The sequence below is a fragment of the Alicyclobacillus acidoterrestris genome, from assembly GCF_022674245.1.
Classification (GTDB): Bacteria; Bacillota; Bacilli; order Alicyclobacillales; family Alicyclobacillaceae; genus Alicyclobacillus; species Alicyclobacillus acidoterrestris.
In genome coordinates this window covers 3,494,322-3,510,507 of the sequence record NZ_CP080467.1, presented here as the reverse complement: position 1 = coordinate 3,510,507, position 16,186 = coordinate 3,494,322, and the positions used below count along the sequence as shown (strand labels likewise).

The window sequence follows — 16,186 nt, the reverse complement described above, 5'->3', positions numbered from 1 at the left end:
TTCGTTGAGACTCTGTACGGAATAAAGTGTAACTGGAATTACAGAAAACGCCGTGTCCACCTAAATTGTGGTTAATCGACTTATTAAAACTGAATATTGTGTTAATCGTACGCGTCACGTGTGTCTCTCGACACGGAACGAAGTCTCTGTTTGAAATTTGAGTTCAATATCGTTCAGTTCGAAGACATACCTAGGCGAGGTTGTGACCAATTTGGTAGAGTGAATATAGAGAGGGAAAATTCGCATCGGTAGTTCATCACGCTCTATGACAACCATTAAATTTGTCACAGCGGATAAAGGAGGTGCGCGACTGTGTTTGGGTATCTACCTCATGTCGTGAAAACTGCTGTGGCGGTTGTGCTCGCCACCTCCGGCGTGACGACCGCGGCCGTAGCGAGCCAGAAAGCGCCTGCTTCGAAGGGGACGCTGGTCGCACTCGGAGATTCCATCACGTTCGGTTATAACTTGGCTGATACAGCGGGCAACTCGGTGGCATCGAAATCGGCATACCCGGCGTTAATGGCGAAAGCCGAAGGATTCCGCGTATCCGATCTCGGCGTACCCGGTTGGACATCGACAGATTTGCTCGCGGCGCTCGATACTCCGAGTTTCAGCCGGGCGGTACGAGGCGCTTCCGTACTCACCCTCGACATCGGCAGCAACGATTTGTTGCAATGGGCCGATAAAGCTGGGCTGTTGGCGGATGCTACGAGTCAAAGCGCTCCGACGTTGAGTACGAATCAGCAAATTCAGGCTGCAGCTGTGTTAGCCCAATTTGGGGTGAACTTTGACAAGATTGTGGCACGCATCCGAAGTCTGACGTCGGCGCCGATTGTCGCGTTCAATTTATATGACCCTTTTCCTAGTTCTTCTCCTTTGTCTAACATCGATGAGTTGATGGAGGAAGTGGAGAACGAGGAAATCTCGGAGATTGCGGGACAGTACAAGAACATCGCTGTTGCGGATGCGCACACTGCCTTCGCTGGAAAGCAAACGGCCGATGTACGGATTGCCGAGGATGATGTGCACCCGACGCCCAGTGGTCAACAGGCGCTCGCGCGCGTAGGTGAACAGGCGATAGCGCCACTTTTGGCCAAGCGGCAAAAGCCTGGGAGCGCAAGTGGTGTGACTGGTTTGTTGGCCGGTAGTGTCGATAAAGCGGGCGGTCGTCTTACGGGACATGTCAATGGAAGCGCCGTGACGCTGCAGGTGCCTGCGAATGCAGTTCAGGCGGACACCGAAGTGGCGCTGACAAGTCAGCAACTTTCCGCGAGTTCTGCGGCCGCCGCCTTGGGGGCTACGTTACCGAAGGGGAATTTTGCTGTCGAGATGGCAGTGAACCTGGGAGCGGCCCAAAAGTTTGCGAAGAAGTATACGTTGACCATCCAAAACAGCGCCATCGAGAAGGGCGCAAAAGTTTACACGTTGTCCGGCACGAAACTCACGGCGGTTAGCGGTGCGTCGGTGAAAAAAGGGCAAGCGAGTGTTCAGGCATCGAGCGCGACGGATTTCGTCGTCTTGAACCCACCGACGTCGACGAAAAAGGGGTAACGCTCAGACTGCTGAGTTGCCAGCTCTGCAGTCGTAGCGTTGCTCACTAGGCGTCCATTGCCTGTTCTCTCGGCGTTTGCCGCGTCGGTTTTGGTGCGAGGACGAATGTACAGAGAACGGCGATGGCACTGATGCCGCTGACACAATAAAATCCGCCAGCTAGGCCAAACGCGTCGCCAATCCAGCCGACGATGGCCGGCCCGCCAAACATCCCCAGCGAGTAGATGGCTTGATAGAAGCCCATCGCCGTGGCTCTGCGTGTAGGGTGGACGTGTTTAATGGCTAGCCCCATCAAGACAGGCATGCACAGCCCCTGGCCGAGTCCGTTGCATGCCTGCGTCACGTATAACCAGGTGAGGGAGTGAACGGCTGGAATCATGGCGGTAAATATAGCCGCGATGATAAAGCCGATGACGACGACGTTGCGCTCACCGAGTTTGCGCGACAAAGCTCCACCACTGTAAAGGGAGGCGATGGCGTTTGGCAGTGTCGTCACGAGTGTCAGCACACTGAGATCGATTTTATTTGCGCCAAGGTGTGTAGCCTGTGTAGGCGAAAAGCCAAACATCGTCGAAAACGTTATCACTTGCGCCAATACTGCGAGAATGGATACGCCGATCACGATTTTATCCCGCCCGACCGTGATCAGTTCCTTTGGATTAATTCCCTTCGTACCATCTACAGGTGGATTGTCGCGGATGCCGAAACTGAAGATAGTTCCAATGACGCCACCGATGACGGCGAGCCAGAAGGCCGCGTGCCAACCATTGTGTTGCGCGACGATGCCACCGAGCGTGGTTGCCAGAAGCTGGCCAATCGATGTGAAGAAGCTGATGACGCCCATCGCTTTGGGAGCGCTTTCTGGGCTGTGATAGCTCGCGTAGAGAACGGTGAAGACGACCCAACTGGCTGCGGCCACGCCGGCAAGCAGGCGGAAGACGAGTGCTGCCCACAGCGAATGGGTGAGCGCAAACCCTAAACTGCTTAATGTTCCGACAGCGACACCGCCAATGATAAACGGCTTGCGCGTGCCGATTCGGTCAGACCACACGCCTAGGGGAATGCGGACGAGCATCTGCGAGAATCCGTATGATCCGACGATGATCCCAGACATGGCCAGACTGCCACCGACGGTGACATATGGAGATAGTAAAGGCACGTAAGTATAGGTCGAGAACCAGTAAAACATGGTGACGATATAAAAGATGGCCATCCGATTTGGCGTCATATGAAGACACTCCTTGTCTGACAAATAGAGCCAAGTGAGACATCTAGAGTGAGTGTATCCTGTTTCATACGCATTGAGAAGGAGTGATTCGCATGACAAACCAGAAACTGCGCTTTGGTGTCATTGGCTGTGCGGACATCGCAATGAAGTCTGTCATCCCAGGTATTCAGCATCGGATTTTGCGGAAGTCGTCGCCATCGCCAGTCGCAAAGCCGACAAAGCGACAGCTGCGGCGAAGAAATTTGGCATCGCACGCGCATATGGGCGCTATGAAGATCTGCTCGTAGACGATGACATTGACGCAGTGTACATCCCATTGCCAAACCATCTTCATTACGAGTGGACGATTCGCGCAGCTGCTGCGGGCAAGCACGTCCTCTGTGAGAAGCCGTTGGCGCTCAACGCAGCACAGGCGCAAGAGATGGTAGACGCCTGTGCAGATGCAGGTGTCTTGTTGGCGGAAGCCTTTATGTATCGTTACCATCCGCGCTATGCTCGTATCAAAGAGATTATCGCATCCGGTGAAATCGGCGAGATTCGCGGCATTCGTGGTGCGTTCACCTTCAACAACGCGGCAGACACCGCAAACGTGCGCTACCGCCGTGCGATGGGTGGCGGTTCTATCTATGACGTTGGCTGTTATCCGATTAGCGCGGCGCGGTTGCTGCTTGACCGTGAACCAGTGGCCGTGACCGTACAGGGATTCTTATCTTCCGAACACGATCACGTCGACATGATGGCAGCAGGCCTCCTCGAATTCCCTGGCGATGTAGCACTGCTCTTTGATTGCGGCATGTGGGCGGCCTCCCGCAACACGTTGGAAATCGTCGGAAGCGTCGGGCGGATCGAGCTACCTTACGCATTCCTTGGCGATGCCACCTTTTTTGTGGCAACCGATGGGGACAGTCGTGAGGAGACATTCCCGCTGCTGAATCCCTACACGCTCCAGGCTGACAGCTTTGCTCGCAGCGCCCTGTTTGGAGAGCCGTTGGCGTTTGAACCGGTGGACGCAGTCAACAACATGCGTGTCATTGATGCATGCCTGCGGTCGATGACATCTCGGCAGCGGATCGTGTTGTAATGTCGGATCCTCATCGGCCAATCGCTCAAAGCGCACATTTGGTTTGGAAAGGTGGCCACTTTCGTGAGTAGATATACGCTAGGTCTGGATTTTGGCACGGAGTCGGCAAGGGTGGTGATTGTCGATGTCGAGACGGGCAAGGTAGTAGGACGTCACCGCACGGTATACGCGCATGGCGTGCTGTCGGACAGGCTCCCGACGGGCGAGGCGCTTGGGGACAAATGGGCTCTGCAGCATCCTAAGGATTGGGTGGATGCTGTTGAGGAATCCGTACCCCAGGCGGTTGCACAGGCGGGCATTCGCGCGAGTGACATCGTTGGAATTGGTATCGATTTTACGTCTTGTACCCTTTTGCCAATTGACGTCGACGGAATGCCATTGTGCTTGCGCGATGACTATCGGCGGCGACCGCATAGTTGGCCGAAGCTCTGGAAACACCACGCTGCCTGGAAAGAGGCATCGCGTCTGACAGAGGTTGCGCGATCTCGCAACGAGGTGTTTTTGTCACGGTGCGGCGGTCATATTTCCCCGGAATGGGCGCTGCCGAAAATGCTGCAGGTGCTGGAGGAAGATGAGCAGATTTGGGCGGCGGCGGATCGATTTGTGGAAGCTGGAGATTGGATGGTCTTCCATTTGACTGGGGCGTTCGTACGAAATGCTGGTGGTGCGGGATTCAAGGCGATGTGGCACGTGCGCGACGGGTTTCCGCCGAGTGACTACCTGCGCGCAGTACATCCGCAACTGGCGCATCTTGCGGCGACGAAACTGCGCGGGCCTGTGGTACCGGTCGGTGCTCGCGCGGGACGGTTGGCGCCAAGTGTGGCGAAACGATTGGGCCTGCCGGCTGGCATTCCGGTTGCTACCGCCGTGATCGACGCGTTTGCTGCGGTTCCCGGGCTGGGTGTAACCGCTGCAGGGCAGTTGGCCTTGGCGATGGGCACGTCGACCTGCCATATGTTGTTGGCGAGTCACGAGGTACTCGTCGAGGGGATTACCGGGGTTGTTCGCGATGGCATTGTGCCGGGTTACTTTGGTTATGAAGCGGGTCAGGCTGCGGTTGGCGACATCTTTGCTTGGTATGCGAAGTCCGTGCCGGTTGACGTGGTGCGCGCCGCGGACGGCGCCGGGGTGTCCATCTTCACGTGGCTCGAGCGCGAAGCTGCTCGGCTTGCGCCAGGGGAGAGCGGCCTCATCGCGTTGGATTGGTGGAATGGGAACCGATCCGTCCTCGCCGACACACAATTAAGCGGCGCCGTCCTCGGCTACTCGCTCGCGACAACGCCCGCTGAGGTCTACCGTGCCCTCATGGAGGCAACCGCATTTGGGACACGTCGCATCGTCGAGCAGTTTGAGGCGGCGAATCTGCCCGTGCAAACGCTCCATATCGGTGGCGGTATCGCACAGAAAAACGCCTTCTTGATGCAGCTTTACGCCGATATCACCGGACGCAAGGTATATGTACCCAGTGAATCGGAAAACGTCGCTGTCGGTGCGGCTATCTTTGGTGCTATGGTTGCCGGGCGCGAGCACGGCGGGTACGATACGTTCGCCGAGGCCGTAGAATCGATGACGAGCGGCCATCCCGGCGCAGTCTATTCGCCAAACCCCGCGCATCGCGCGACTTACGATAAATTGTACCAAGTCTACTTGACACTGCATGATGATTTGGGGCGGGATCGGGCGTACCTCATGCATGAACTACGTCACTTGCGCGAAGCCGCGAAGGCGCCGATTGGCGATTGCGCAGGTGAGTAAACGACCTCCGTGATCTATGCGTTTTCGAAGGTAGCCTGTGCTATATTCGGGTGCCACGTCGCCAGGCACCCGCTTTCATTGAGTGGGCTTGCGAGCTCTAGCATCGCTGCGCGTTTCTTTGGGGTGCTGCGCACCCTGGTGTGGCTTTTATCGTGGCGATGGTAGGGACGAAACGAGCACTTGCCGTGATTTTGAATGTGGTTCTCCGGCGCAGAGTGACTTAAGCAGAGTGTCTTAAGTAGAGTGACTTAAGGCAGAGTGTCTTAAGTAGAGTGACTTAAGGCAGAGTGTCTTAATAAGACAAGAGGCCTCAATGAAGAAGGAATAGAGCAGAAAAAGTGCCTTATTTCTGCCCATAGTCGCATCATTGGCCGGTTTTCCGACCATTAAGACATTTTTGATGTCTTAAACTGCCCAAATTGGCGGTATTGAACTCAATAGGGAAAATAATCTACCTTAATTCGCTTGGGAAGCTCCCGTCCCGCCGCCGATCCCGCCGGCCCGCGCCATCAGCCAAAATGCCCACAAATCCTCCGCCCCAATGCGCCGCAATCGAGACATATCCCCCTCGTCTTCGGTGGCTTTTATTGTGGCGATAGTAGAGACGAAACGCCATTTGCCGTGCCTTCGAATGCGATTCTCCGGCAGAGTGTCTTAATAAGACCAGAGGCCTCAATTCTGGAGTAATAGAGCAGAAAAAGTGCCTTATTTCTGCCAATAGTCGCATCATTGGCTGGTTTTCCGACTATTAAGACACTTTTGATGTCTTAAACTGCCCAAATTGGCGGTATTAAACTCAATAGGGCAAATAATCTACCTTAATTCGCTTGGGCAGCTCCCGTCCCTCCGTCGATCCCGTCGATCCCGCCACCGCACCCCCCACAGCCCTCGTACATTTTCCCTCTATCCCCTCTGGCAAACGCTTTCATATAAATGAAACAATTTGAATGTACATAAAACATTGACCTATCCGAAAATTTAGCTTTATAATCTTCCTAAATTAAATACGGTCGACGGTCGACCGAAGGGACTTTGAGTCAAATAGCTTCACGGGATGTTTGCTTGAGGGGAGGTAGAAAGTGACGCCGATTCAACGTGCGCTACCGTTGGTCAACCAAGTTTATGAACATTTGCGAGCGGCAATTTTGAGCGGTGAACTTCGGCCCGGTGAAAAAATTGTCGAGACGAAGCTCGCTGCCGAGTTAGCGGTGAGTCGGAGTCCAGTGCGCGAGGCCATGCGATTGCTGACCAATGACCAGTTGCTCGTAGAACAAGGTGGGGCGCTCCACGTCTTCGTGCCCACGATTGAAGACTTTCACGAATTATCAGACCTTCGTCTGGCGATTGAACCCGCTGCGGCCGCGTTGGCTGCACGGCGGTTTGAGCAAATCGATGACGAACATCTGCAGGCCAACTTGGAGGCGACAGAAGCGTGTTTGGCATCCGGTGACAGGCATGGCATCGTTCCGCTTAACAATCAGTTTCACCAATCGATTTGGCTTTGCGGCGGAAACAGTCGTTTTGTTCGCATCATGGAAAACGTGTCCGCACTCATTCAGTATTACGGCGCCCTCGTACTCGACATCAACAATCAGCAAACAAATATCCTGCAAGAGCATGGAGAAATTTATACCGCTTTGAAGGCCGGAGACGAGACGGCTGCGCGAGATGCGATGTACAGGCACATTTTGAAAGATTTACAGGTCATTGAGCGGTTTGTTGCAAAGTACGGCGGAACTATTTTGAATTTTCCATATTTTGTACCATCACAAGAAAAATAGTAGGGGAGTTGTGCTAGGTGAAAAAGGCAGGAACGTCGCTCGCCGTCATCTCTACGCTGATTGCTATGGGTGCCGTTGTCGGATGTGGCAGCGGTGGAACAAATAATGCAGCAGGCACGGCAGGTAGTGCCGCCAACACGACGGTGACCTCCACGGGCAGCCAGACGGGTGTGCTCAATGTGGGATTGCAGGCGGATCCATCGACGCTTGACCCAGCGTTGTCGAGTGCGCTGGTCGATCGCCAGGTCATGGCCAACATTTATGACACACTCTTTGCACTCACGCCAGATGGCAAGATTGTTCCTGATCTCGTCAAGACCTACGAAGTGTCGTCCGACGGCAAGACCTACACGTTCCACTTGCAGACGGGCGTCAAATTCCAGGACGGGACGACGTTTGATTCGGCTGCAGTGAGGTTTAATTTGCAGAGAGACATGGCCAAGACCTCTGCGAGAGCTAGTGAACTCAATATGATTCAGTCGATTGACACGCCGGATAGCAACACGGTCGTGTTGCATTTGAAAACACCTTACAGCCCGCTGCTCGGCGTATTGACGGATAGGGCCGGGATGATGGTGTCTCCGGCTGCGGTGAAAAAGTATGGGGACGACTACGCCAACCACCCAGTGGGGACAGGTCCCTACATCTTTGAGAGCCGCGTGAAGGGTGACCATATTACGGTGAAAGCCAATCCAAACTATTGGAAGGGCGCACCGAAGATTCAGCAGGTGACATTTAAGGCGTTTAGTGATCCGAATGTCGAGTTGACCAACCTGGAGAATGGCGCCATTCAGTTGGCCGACCAAGTGCCCGCACAGTCGCTGTCGACACTTCAGCAGAATGCGAACTTCGTCGTCTCCAACACGCCAGGTTTAGGCTATCAAGGCGTCTATTTGAATACGAGCGAGGCGCCGTTTAACAATCAGTATCTGCGGGAAGCGGTGGATGCCGCGATTGACCGTCAAACGATTACGAATGTGGTGTTCAAGGGCGAGGCTTCACCGGCATGGGGTCCGTTTAGTCCGAAGTCACCCGTGTATGACGCAAAACAGGACACACCTCCTGCGCCAAATGGGGACGAGGTCAAGAAGTTCTTAAAAGAAGCAGGTGACCCGAACGGCTTTACGTTTACGCTGCAAACGGCGAACAGCCCCGTCAGTGCCGAGGTCGCCCAGATTATGCAAAGTATGCTCGCGAAGTACAACATCACGATGAAGATTCAGCAGCTCGAGTTCGGTACGCTGTTGTCCAACAATACGAACCACGCCTTCCAGGCTTCTGCGCTCGGGTGGTCGGGCCGTGTTGATCCAGATCAGAACACCTATCAGTTCTGGTATACCAATGGTCCGCAAAACGGATCGAACTTTAGTGACCCGACCATTGATAAATTGCTGGACGAAGCCCGACAAGTCGGCGACATGTCGAAGCGCAAAGCGATTTACTCGCAATTTATGGACGAGATGCACAAACAAGACCCATACATTTTCATCTATTTCCAGAATAACACGTATGCCTACTCGAAAAATCTGCAGGGCTTTCAGGCGTATCCGGATGGGGTTTTCCGCATCGCCGACATGTCCATTTGACGTCGTCCCTCTTCAAGAACGAAGCGGTGAGTCGAGTGTCGCCTCCGGAGATCGTTCCCGCTCCGGGGGTCACTCGTACAAGTTGCAGCAATGATTTCGGGAGGTTTAGGTATGGCATACGTCGTGAAACGCCTTTTGACGATGATTCCCGTTCTCTTATTTCTCAGTATGATGGTGTTTAGTCTTATTCACTTAATCCCTGGAGATCCGGCACAAATCATCCTGGGACAGGACGCGACACCGTCAGCGGTCGCGGCGTTGCGCGCGCAAATGGGCCTGAATCAGCCGCTGTTCATGCAATATGTACAGTGGATGGGGAAACTGTTTCACGGGAATCTCGGGACGTCCTTGATTGACCACGAAGCGGTGATGAAGCTGATTGGCCAGCGGCTGCCAGTGACGGTGGAGTTGGCGATTGGCACATTGATTGTGGCACTGCTTATCGCCTTTCCACTCGGTATCTTGGCTGCGGTGTATCGCGGGAAATGGGCTGATTTTGTGGCGCTGTTCACGTCGACCATTGGCCTCGCTGTTCCGCCATTTTGGATTGGCATCATCTTCTTGTTGCTGTTTACCGTCAAGGTGCACCTGTTCCAGTCATCCGGGTACGTGCCCATTTGGCAAAATCCGGGGCAGAATTTATCGACGATGATTTTGCCGATGGTCGCGACCGGTATCCGCGAAGCCGCCGTATTGTTGCGGATGTTGCGCTCGAGCCTGATGGAAGTGGTAGACCAGGACTTTGTCCGCACTGCACGCGCGAAGGGCCTGCGCGGGTTTGTTGTGATTGTCGGTCACGCATTGCCAAATGCCCTGATTCCAGTTGTCACGACGGCTGGAATACAGATTGCCGGCCTGCTTGGCGGTCTCGTCATCACGGAGCAGATTTTCTCCCTACCTGGATTTGGCCAACTGCTCGTACAAAGTGTCTTTAGTCGCGATTACACGACAGTTCAAGGAGCGGCGATGGTGGCTGCGTTGATTGTCGTCGTCGTCAACTTAATTGTCGATCTCGTCTATGGCTTCGTCGATCCACGCATTCGTTTGACTGGAGGGAGGTCCTAGTATGGCGGTGCCAAAGGATGTCGTCAAAGAGGTTGCGACCACACCTGCGGTCACGACACGCAAACGGCGCGGGCGCAGGTTATTTCGCAACAAACAGTTGTGGATTGGTGGTATCATAGTTGGCGTTGTGGTATTTGTCGCCATTTTCGCGCCGCTCCTGTCTCCAGTCGGACCCAACGTCAACGACTATACGAATATTCTCAAAGGGCCATCCGCGCATCACTGGTTTGGTACAGACCAGTTGGGCAGAGATCAGCTGGCGCGCACGATGATTGGGGCGCGTACGTCGATGGAAGTCGCGGTCGGCGCACTGGTCGTCGGGCTCGTGGTGGGCATTCCAATTGGACTTATCACAGGATTTTACCGTGGGTTTCTCGATGACTGGATTATTATGCGGATCATTGATGCGATACAAGCATTTCCATTTCTCATTTTGGCCCTAGTCTTAGCCGCGATGCTCGGACCTGGCGCGCGCAACGCGATGATTGCCATCGGTATCGGCTATGTGCCCATTTTCGTGCGCACCGTTCGCGGACAGGTGATGGCTGAGTTTGAGAAGGAGTACGTGGTTGCGGCGAGATCGTTGGGGTCGACAGATTGGCGAATTATGTGGAAACACATTCTACCAAACTCGATGACGCCGTTGCTCGTGCAGGCGACCATGGCGATGGCGTCGGGGATTGTGGCTGAGGCCAGCCTGAGCTATTTGGGACTTGGGGTTCAGCCACCGACGGCGAGTTGGGGTACGATGTTGCAAAATGCCCAGGGGTATCTTGGACAGGCGCCATGGTTGGCCGTCGTACCAGGCTTAGCGATTGTCGTGTCGGTACTTGGGTTCAACGTCTTGGGTGACGGTATCCAGCGATGGCTAGATCCGCGGCAGGGGAGGTAGGCTGCGAAGTCTATTTTCACATCTCACGGAAGGGTCGGTGATTATGACGAAGAGCAACGATTCATCTGCACCCGCAGTGGTTGACAAATTGGCGGGGAAACAGGCGTACAGTGTACTGCTGCTTCTCTCCGGTGTAGGTGGATATATTGATGCGTTCAGTTGTCTGGCGCTCAGCCACGTGTTCACGGCCAATATGACAGGCAATGTCGTGTTGCTCGGCATTGAGGTGGTGTCGGGGGACATCCTGTCTTCCGTCCGATCCGGCATCGCACTTGTCGCCTTCTTTATCGGCGTCATCGTTGGCTGGCTGACATTGCACGCCGGGAGCGCCTCCTTGGCACCTCGTCGACGGATGCTTGCGGCGCTGGCGCTCGAGGCGGTCTCGCTGGTCGTGTTAGCTGTGATGTTAGTCGTTGTTCCGCAACTATCTGAAGGTCAGGTCGAGTTGTGTATCGCGCTTTCGTCTGTAGGCATGGGTATTCAAAGCGTCGTCGCGCGATTAATTAATATTCAAGGTGTGACGACGACGTATATCACAGGCATGATGGTGACTGCGGTCGAATCGATTCTCAAAGGATTCAAAACGCCATCCACCACGACGACAGCTTCCACTTCAAACTCCAGCAAGTCGAGTCAATGGAAGTTTCCGATGGCAGCCGCTGTCGTCTATGTGGCTGGGGCCTTAGCGGGCGGTCTTTTGACGCTGCATTTGTATCGGCTTACGGGCTTTGGCGCGCTTTTGGTCGTCCTTTGTGTCATGGTCATTACGCTCTGGGGGCGGCGTTCGAAGCGACGCCATGTGCTTGCTTCGCAAAATGTGCAAACCTTGTCACCGTGACTTCCACATGGCGAAAAAAAGCAGCCAGGCGGTTCGCCGCGCAGGCTGCTTTTTTTCATATGAAAGCCTATTTTTGCTGTTGCTCGAACAACTTTACGTAGGCGCCGTACCCTTCCTTTTCGAGATCTTGTTTCGGGATGAATCGCAAGGCAGCGGAGTTGATGCAGTAGCGCAACCCGCCAGCTTCGCGTGGACCGTCATTAAACACGTGGCCCAAGTGGGAATCGGCCGTTTCACTGCGTACTTCCGTTCGAATCATCCCGTGACTGTAGTCGGTTTTCTCGACAATCTCCTGTGGGTCAATGGGTTTTGTGAAGCTGGGCCAGCCACAGCCAGCGTCGTATTTGTCGAGAGAGCAAAACAGCGGTTTGCCTGAGACGATGTCGACGTAAATTCCTTCTTCGTCGTGATTCCAATACTCGTTGTGAAACGGCGGCTCCGTGGCATTGTGCTGGGTCACTTCGTACTGTAGCGGGGTGAGCCGCTTTTTAAGTGCTTCTTGATTGTCCATCGTTTCATTCCTCCTCTGAGTGCTGCGCCCGGGATGGGATGTCGCGCGCGTGCGCGGCGGTTGTGTTCGCCGATGGGGTTCTCTCTTGCAAGCCAAACGCTTCGGCTACCAATTCAAAGGAATGGAGCCTATCCTCCAAGCGGGCGGTATTGGTACAGAGTATCACTTCATTTGTTCCGTATGCTTGCGCCAACGCTTCGATTTGCTGTTTGACACTCACTTTATCCCCAACCACCATTCGCTTTCGGTTTTCTTTGACCAACGCCAGTTCGTAGCGGCTGTATGGGTAGGATTGTGCCATCTCAATGGTGGGTACGCCATCCGCTCGCTGGCCATTGGCCAAAAAGACCAACGACAAATCGAGGACTGAGGCTAATTTATCTGCCTCTTTTTCCGTTTTTCCGTGTCAGCACAGAAGGCGAAAATGGCGACACTCGTCTCTGGGGACGCGCACAATCGCGATGGCACGAATCTATCTCGATACATTTGCATGGCCGCAGTACCGCCTTCACCGTTGATGAAGTGGGCAAAGGAAAACGCCGTGCCCTGTTGTGCAGCCACATAGGCACTTCCGTCGCTGGAGCCGAGTAACCACATTTCCGGTACTGTGTCGATGACCGGCGATGCCGTCAAACCGTAGAAGCGGTGGTCTTCCGGGAGTGCGTCAGTCAAGTAATCGCGAAGGTCAGCGACTTGCTGCATATAATCGACGGCACCCCGAGGTTTGCCTTCTTGCAGAGCCATCGTTGACCGCGGCATGCCACCTGGCGCCCGCCCAACGCCCACGTCGACGCGCCCGGGGTAAAGCGCTTCGAGCATACGGAAATTTTCTGCCACCTTGTAGGCGCTGTAGTGTGGAAGCATGACACCACCAGAGCCAATGCGGAGGCGACTCGTCTTGGCTGCCAGGTGGGCAATCAAAATTTCCGGTGTCGATCCCGCGAGCGTCGGCGCGTCGTGGTGCTCGGAGACCCACAGTCGATGGTATCCTAACCTATCGGCGAGTTGGGCCACCTGAACGGTCTGTTGGAGGGCAACGCGCGCGTCACTGCCGTGTGAGATGGGGGACTGGTCGAGAATACTAAGTTTGAGCATGCGGTTCCCTCCTGGCGTAGACGACGCTTGTATAACCACCCCTCGATTGTGGAGGGGGAGAATTAACGGATGGCGAGTCAGAGATAGACATGTTGCGTCTTGCATCACTCAAAAATTATACCCCTTTTTCACAGGGCATTGCACGGAACCAGTTGGATGACGGCTTTGCTAAAGTGCGACCTCAGCCCTTTACACCCAGCTTCGTCGCCACCCATCCGACATACTCTTTTAGGGCGAGTTCAGTGACGTCGAGTGCCGCGGTCGACGGAAGGTAGGCCAGTTGGTAGCTGCCAGAGATGGTACTGGCTTGGTAATCAGTTGGGAACGGCGTCACTTCGATGCCGTAATGTTCAAAATCGAGCACGGCGCGCGACATATGAAACGCGGAAGTGACGAGAATTGGGTGCCTCAAGTGATGCGCTTTGAGGATGGGTTTGGTGAATTCTGCGTTCTCTTCGGTGTTTCGGCTGTTGTTCTCCGTGTAGATAAGCCCACTTGGAATACCGAGACTGATAAGTTCGCGTTTGGCGATTTGCGCCTCGGACTGATCTTGCCCTTGAACCATTCGCTTGGGTCCTGCCGTGATGATGATAGGTAGGTGGAGCATGTCGTAGAGGCGGGCGGTGGTCAGGAGGCGATTGGCGGCGCTGCCGCTGAGATTTCCTTCACCATTGATGTCTGGTGTGCCGATGACTGACCCGCCCCCGAGCATGACAATGACATCCCCGTGGGGATGTCGTGGCTGCGGGTATGCGTCTTCCAAGGGGCGGATGAGCGCGCCAGCGACCATTTGTGTGCTGCTGGCATACACGATGGCGGCGACGAGAAACAGCGCAATCGATATACGACGGAGTTTACGGTATGCGAAATATCCAAGAATGGCCATAATCACCGCAAATAGCCCAGGCGGCAAAATCAGTGATTCGACGATCTTGACGATAGTAAACACGGGGTAACGCCCTCCAACGCTTTGGACACTTACGTCAATTCTGCAATTCGTGAGCGCAGCGTCTCGGTGTCTTCTGTGGCAACCGCCAGGCCGCGCGCATAGATTTGCCGCGCTTTCTCTACGTCGGCGAGACGTGGGTTTCGCTGATACTTCGGGTTGTATTCGTCGCCCCAATCGATGAACGTCCAAGCGTCATCCGGGTATTCTTCGCACAATTGTTCGCGGATAGCGTCCGCCTCGCGCGTTTCTCCGAGGACGAATAATGCGATGCTCTCCGCGCTCTGCATATTGAGTAAAATCGGTGTCGCAGATGAGGGGAAAGTCTGCTGGAATGACCGCGTATAATCCAGTAGAGCGGTGGCCAGTTGCGGGAATTCGTCCACCTGATCCGTCAAGGCCATCTCGACGTCCTGGACCCAGCTGAACAGTTCCTCTGGCAACACGTTTTCCGGCACCTGCATATCAAATACAGAAATGTCCCGAACCTTCTTTTCTTCTGCGAACGCGCGCAGCCCTCGCCACGCATTCAGCCACTTGTCGATGGCTTGCATCCGGTTGTTCGAACGGATATCATCGATGCCCTTTTGGACCAGACTCGCGAAGTCCTCCCAGCAGAACAGGTCAGTGCAGAGCCTGTCCCAGAGCACGACTGTCGCCGCCGTGAGGAACGCGGGAGACGTACCTTTGGCAGCTTGCCAGCGCTGTGCTACTGCGTTGATGGAATGGTGTTTTTGACAGACTTTGCGAAACAGGTCTTCATTTATCTCGACGCCTTGGCGTTGTAATTCCGTGAAGATGTCTTCGGTCGACAGTTCCTCTAATCGTTGAATCTCTATGCGCAAATTGGATGATCCGCCAGCAGCGCTTGCCATGGTCATTCTCCTTATTCTTTGCGTACTGTTGCGGCTGCAACATCGCAAATGCGTTGTCTATGCCATTATTCCTGACCATCATAGCACTTCGCAAGGCCGGTTATACGTTACAATGGGACAAGAATCATTTCAGGGGACAAGGTGGGGCTTTTGTGGACCAAGAAGCACAGTTGAATGAAGCAGCAGACTATCTCGTGATGAACGCAATTGACACGATACGCGAACGGATGCAGGACGATGACGCAAAATCTCGACTGACAGCGCTTGAAGACGCATATCTAAACGAACGACCCATCGACTTACTCGCTCGCCGCCAGTGGCTTGAAGATATCCTGTCTAGAGAAGAAGCTGCTTGGCCTCTACGGCTCTATCTCGCTGACGTCGCGTTGCAGGAGCAAAACGAGGCGTGGTTTGAGCACGAGGTGAGTGCTTGTTTGGCGAGATCGACCGATTTGTTTGTGGTCGTGTCGCTTTTCATGTTTATCACGCGGCTGTACGTCCTGCGCGCGCCGACGCAATCTATCGCGGCAGCTTATGTACGGGAGACGATGACGAAGAATCCGAGTATTGCGCCGTACATTCGGTCCATTTATATTCAGACTTTATTGGATGCCGAAGATTTTGAAACTGCGTATGAACAGTTACAACTTGCGGTGGAAGAAAACAATTCCATGCTCACGATTGAGGGGCTCGAAATTTTGCCGATCTTGTTGGCACGGCTCGGCAAATGGTCTGATGCGGCGCGGGTAAAGGCTTTTGTCGGCCAATTCGCTCGCGACCAAGTATCAGAAGCTGAGCGGTCAGAGTATGTCGAGCGTTTGATAGTGGACGTTCAAGAGCGTGAGCAATTGGGCGATTTCGAGACCGCCCGGTTCCTGATGGACGTCGCGAAAGAGGTCGATGACCAACATCCCGCCGTCAAAGGATATCTATCGATTGGCGTACAAATGCCCAAAGGTTGGTGGCCTGTGCAATAACCAGC

General features: G+C 54.4%; 12 protein-coding genes and 2 pseudogenes. 9 read left to right on the top strand and 5 right to left on the bottom strand.

Going from position 1 to position 16,186, the window contains the following annotated elements; all coding sequences use genetic code 11:
• Nucleotides 1-312: 312 nt before the first annotated feature.
• On the top strand, nucleotides 313-1,551 hold the full coding sequence (locus tag K1I37_RS17380; RefSeq protein ID WP_021297059.1) for an SGNH/GDSL hydrolase family protein: 1,239 nt from the start codon (nucleotides 313-315) through the stop codon (nucleotides 1,549-1,551).
• Nucleotides 1,552-1,597: 46 nt separating this feature from the next.
• Here the strand turns inward: K1I37_RS17380 and K1I37_RS17375 are convergent, their stop codons facing one another.
• Nucleotides 1,598-2,779, bottom strand: a complete 1,182-nt coding sequence (locus tag K1I37_RS17375; protein ID WP_021297058.1) for an MFS transporter — start codon at nucleotides 2,777-2,779, stop codon at nucleotides 1,598-1,600.
• Between the two features lie 92 nt (nucleotides 2,780-2,871).
• Here K1I37_RS17375 and K1I37_RS17370 point away from each other — a divergent pair.
• The 7 genes and pseudogenes from K1I37_RS17370 (at nucleotide 2,872) to K1I37_RS17340 (ending at nucleotide 11,777) form a co-directional block, all read left to right on the top strand.
• A pseudogene (locus tag K1I37_RS17370) lies at nucleotides 2,872-3,860 on the top strand (Gfo/Idh/MocA family protein).
• A gap of 63 nt (nucleotides 3,861-3,923) precedes the next feature.
• On the top strand, nucleotides 3,924-5,615 hold the full coding sequence (locus K1I37_RS17365; protein ID WP_021297056.1) for a ribulokinase: 1,692 nt from the start codon (nucleotides 3,924-3,926) through the stop codon (nucleotides 5,613-5,615).
• 1,079 nt (nucleotides 5,616-6,694) lie between these two features.
• Complete coding sequence (locus tag K1I37_RS17360; RefSeq protein ID WP_021297054.1) at nucleotides 6,695-7,396, top strand: GntR family transcriptional regulator; 702 nt, start codon at nucleotides 6,695-6,697, stop codon at nucleotides 7,394-7,396.
• Between the two features lie 17 nt (nucleotides 7,397-7,413).
• On the top strand, nucleotides 7,414-8,982 hold the full coding sequence (locus tag K1I37_RS17355) for an ABC transporter substrate-binding protein (protein ID WP_021297053.1): 1,569 nt from the start codon (nucleotides 7,414-7,416) through the stop codon (nucleotides 8,980-8,982).
• Between the two features lie 111 nt (nucleotides 8,983-9,093).
• Nucleotides 9,094-10,047, top strand: a complete 954-nt coding sequence (locus K1I37_RS17350; RefSeq protein ID WP_021297052.1) for an ABC transporter permease — start codon at nucleotides 9,094-9,096, stop codon at nucleotides 10,045-10,047.
• A gap of 1 nt (nucleotide 10,048) precedes the next feature.
• Nucleotides 10,049-10,939 (top strand): ABC transporter permease, encoded by an 891-nt coding sequence (locus tag K1I37_RS17345; RefSeq protein WP_021297051.1) that lies wholly within the window; start codon nucleotides 10,049-10,051, stop codon nucleotides 10,937-10,939.
• A gap of 43 nt (nucleotides 10,940-10,982) precedes the next feature.
• Nucleotides 10,983-11,777, top strand: coding sequence for a YoaK family protein (locus K1I37_RS17340; RefSeq protein ID WP_021297050.1), 795 nt, complete (start codon nucleotides 10,983-10,985; stop codon nucleotides 11,775-11,777).
• A 67-nt stretch (nucleotides 11,778-11,844) separates the two neighbouring features.
• Here the strand turns inward: K1I37_RS17340 and msrB are convergent, their stop codons facing one another.
• From msrB to K1I37_RS17320, 4 genes and pseudogenes are all read right to left on the bottom strand, one after another.
• Complete coding sequence (gene msrB, locus K1I37_RS17335) at nucleotides 11,845-12,288, bottom strand: peptide-methionine (R)-S-oxide reductase MsrB (RefSeq protein WP_021297049.1); 444 nt, start codon at nucleotides 12,286-12,288, stop codon at nucleotides 11,845-11,847.
• 88 nt (nucleotides 12,289-12,376) lie between these two features.
• Nucleotides 12,377-13,383: pseudogene (locus K1I37_RS17330) on the bottom strand (LLM class flavin-dependent oxidoreductase); the annotation flags it as partial.
• A gap of 181 nt (nucleotides 13,384-13,564) precedes the next feature.
• A complete protein-coding gene (locus tag K1I37_RS17325; protein WP_021297046.1) occupies nucleotides 13,565-14,332 on the bottom strand; it encodes a YdcF family protein in 768 nt (255 codons plus the stop codon).
• A 29-nt stretch (nucleotides 14,333-14,361) separates the two neighbouring features.
• Entirely contained in the window at nucleotides 14,362-15,204 is an 843-nt protein-coding gene (locus K1I37_RS17320; protein WP_021297045.1) for a hypothetical protein, read from the bottom strand.
• A 152-nt stretch (nucleotides 15,205-15,356) separates the two neighbouring features.
• On the opposite strand from K1I37_RS17320, the gene K1I37_RS17315 reads away from it, so the two are divergent.
• The gene (locus K1I37_RS17315; RefSeq protein ID WP_021297044.1) at nucleotides 15,357-16,181 is read left to right on the top strand and encodes a hypothetical protein; all 825 of its coding nucleotides are present in this window, start codon (nucleotides 15,357-15,359) and stop codon (nucleotides 16,179-16,181) included.
• Nucleotides 16,182-16,186 lie beyond the last annotated feature (5 nt).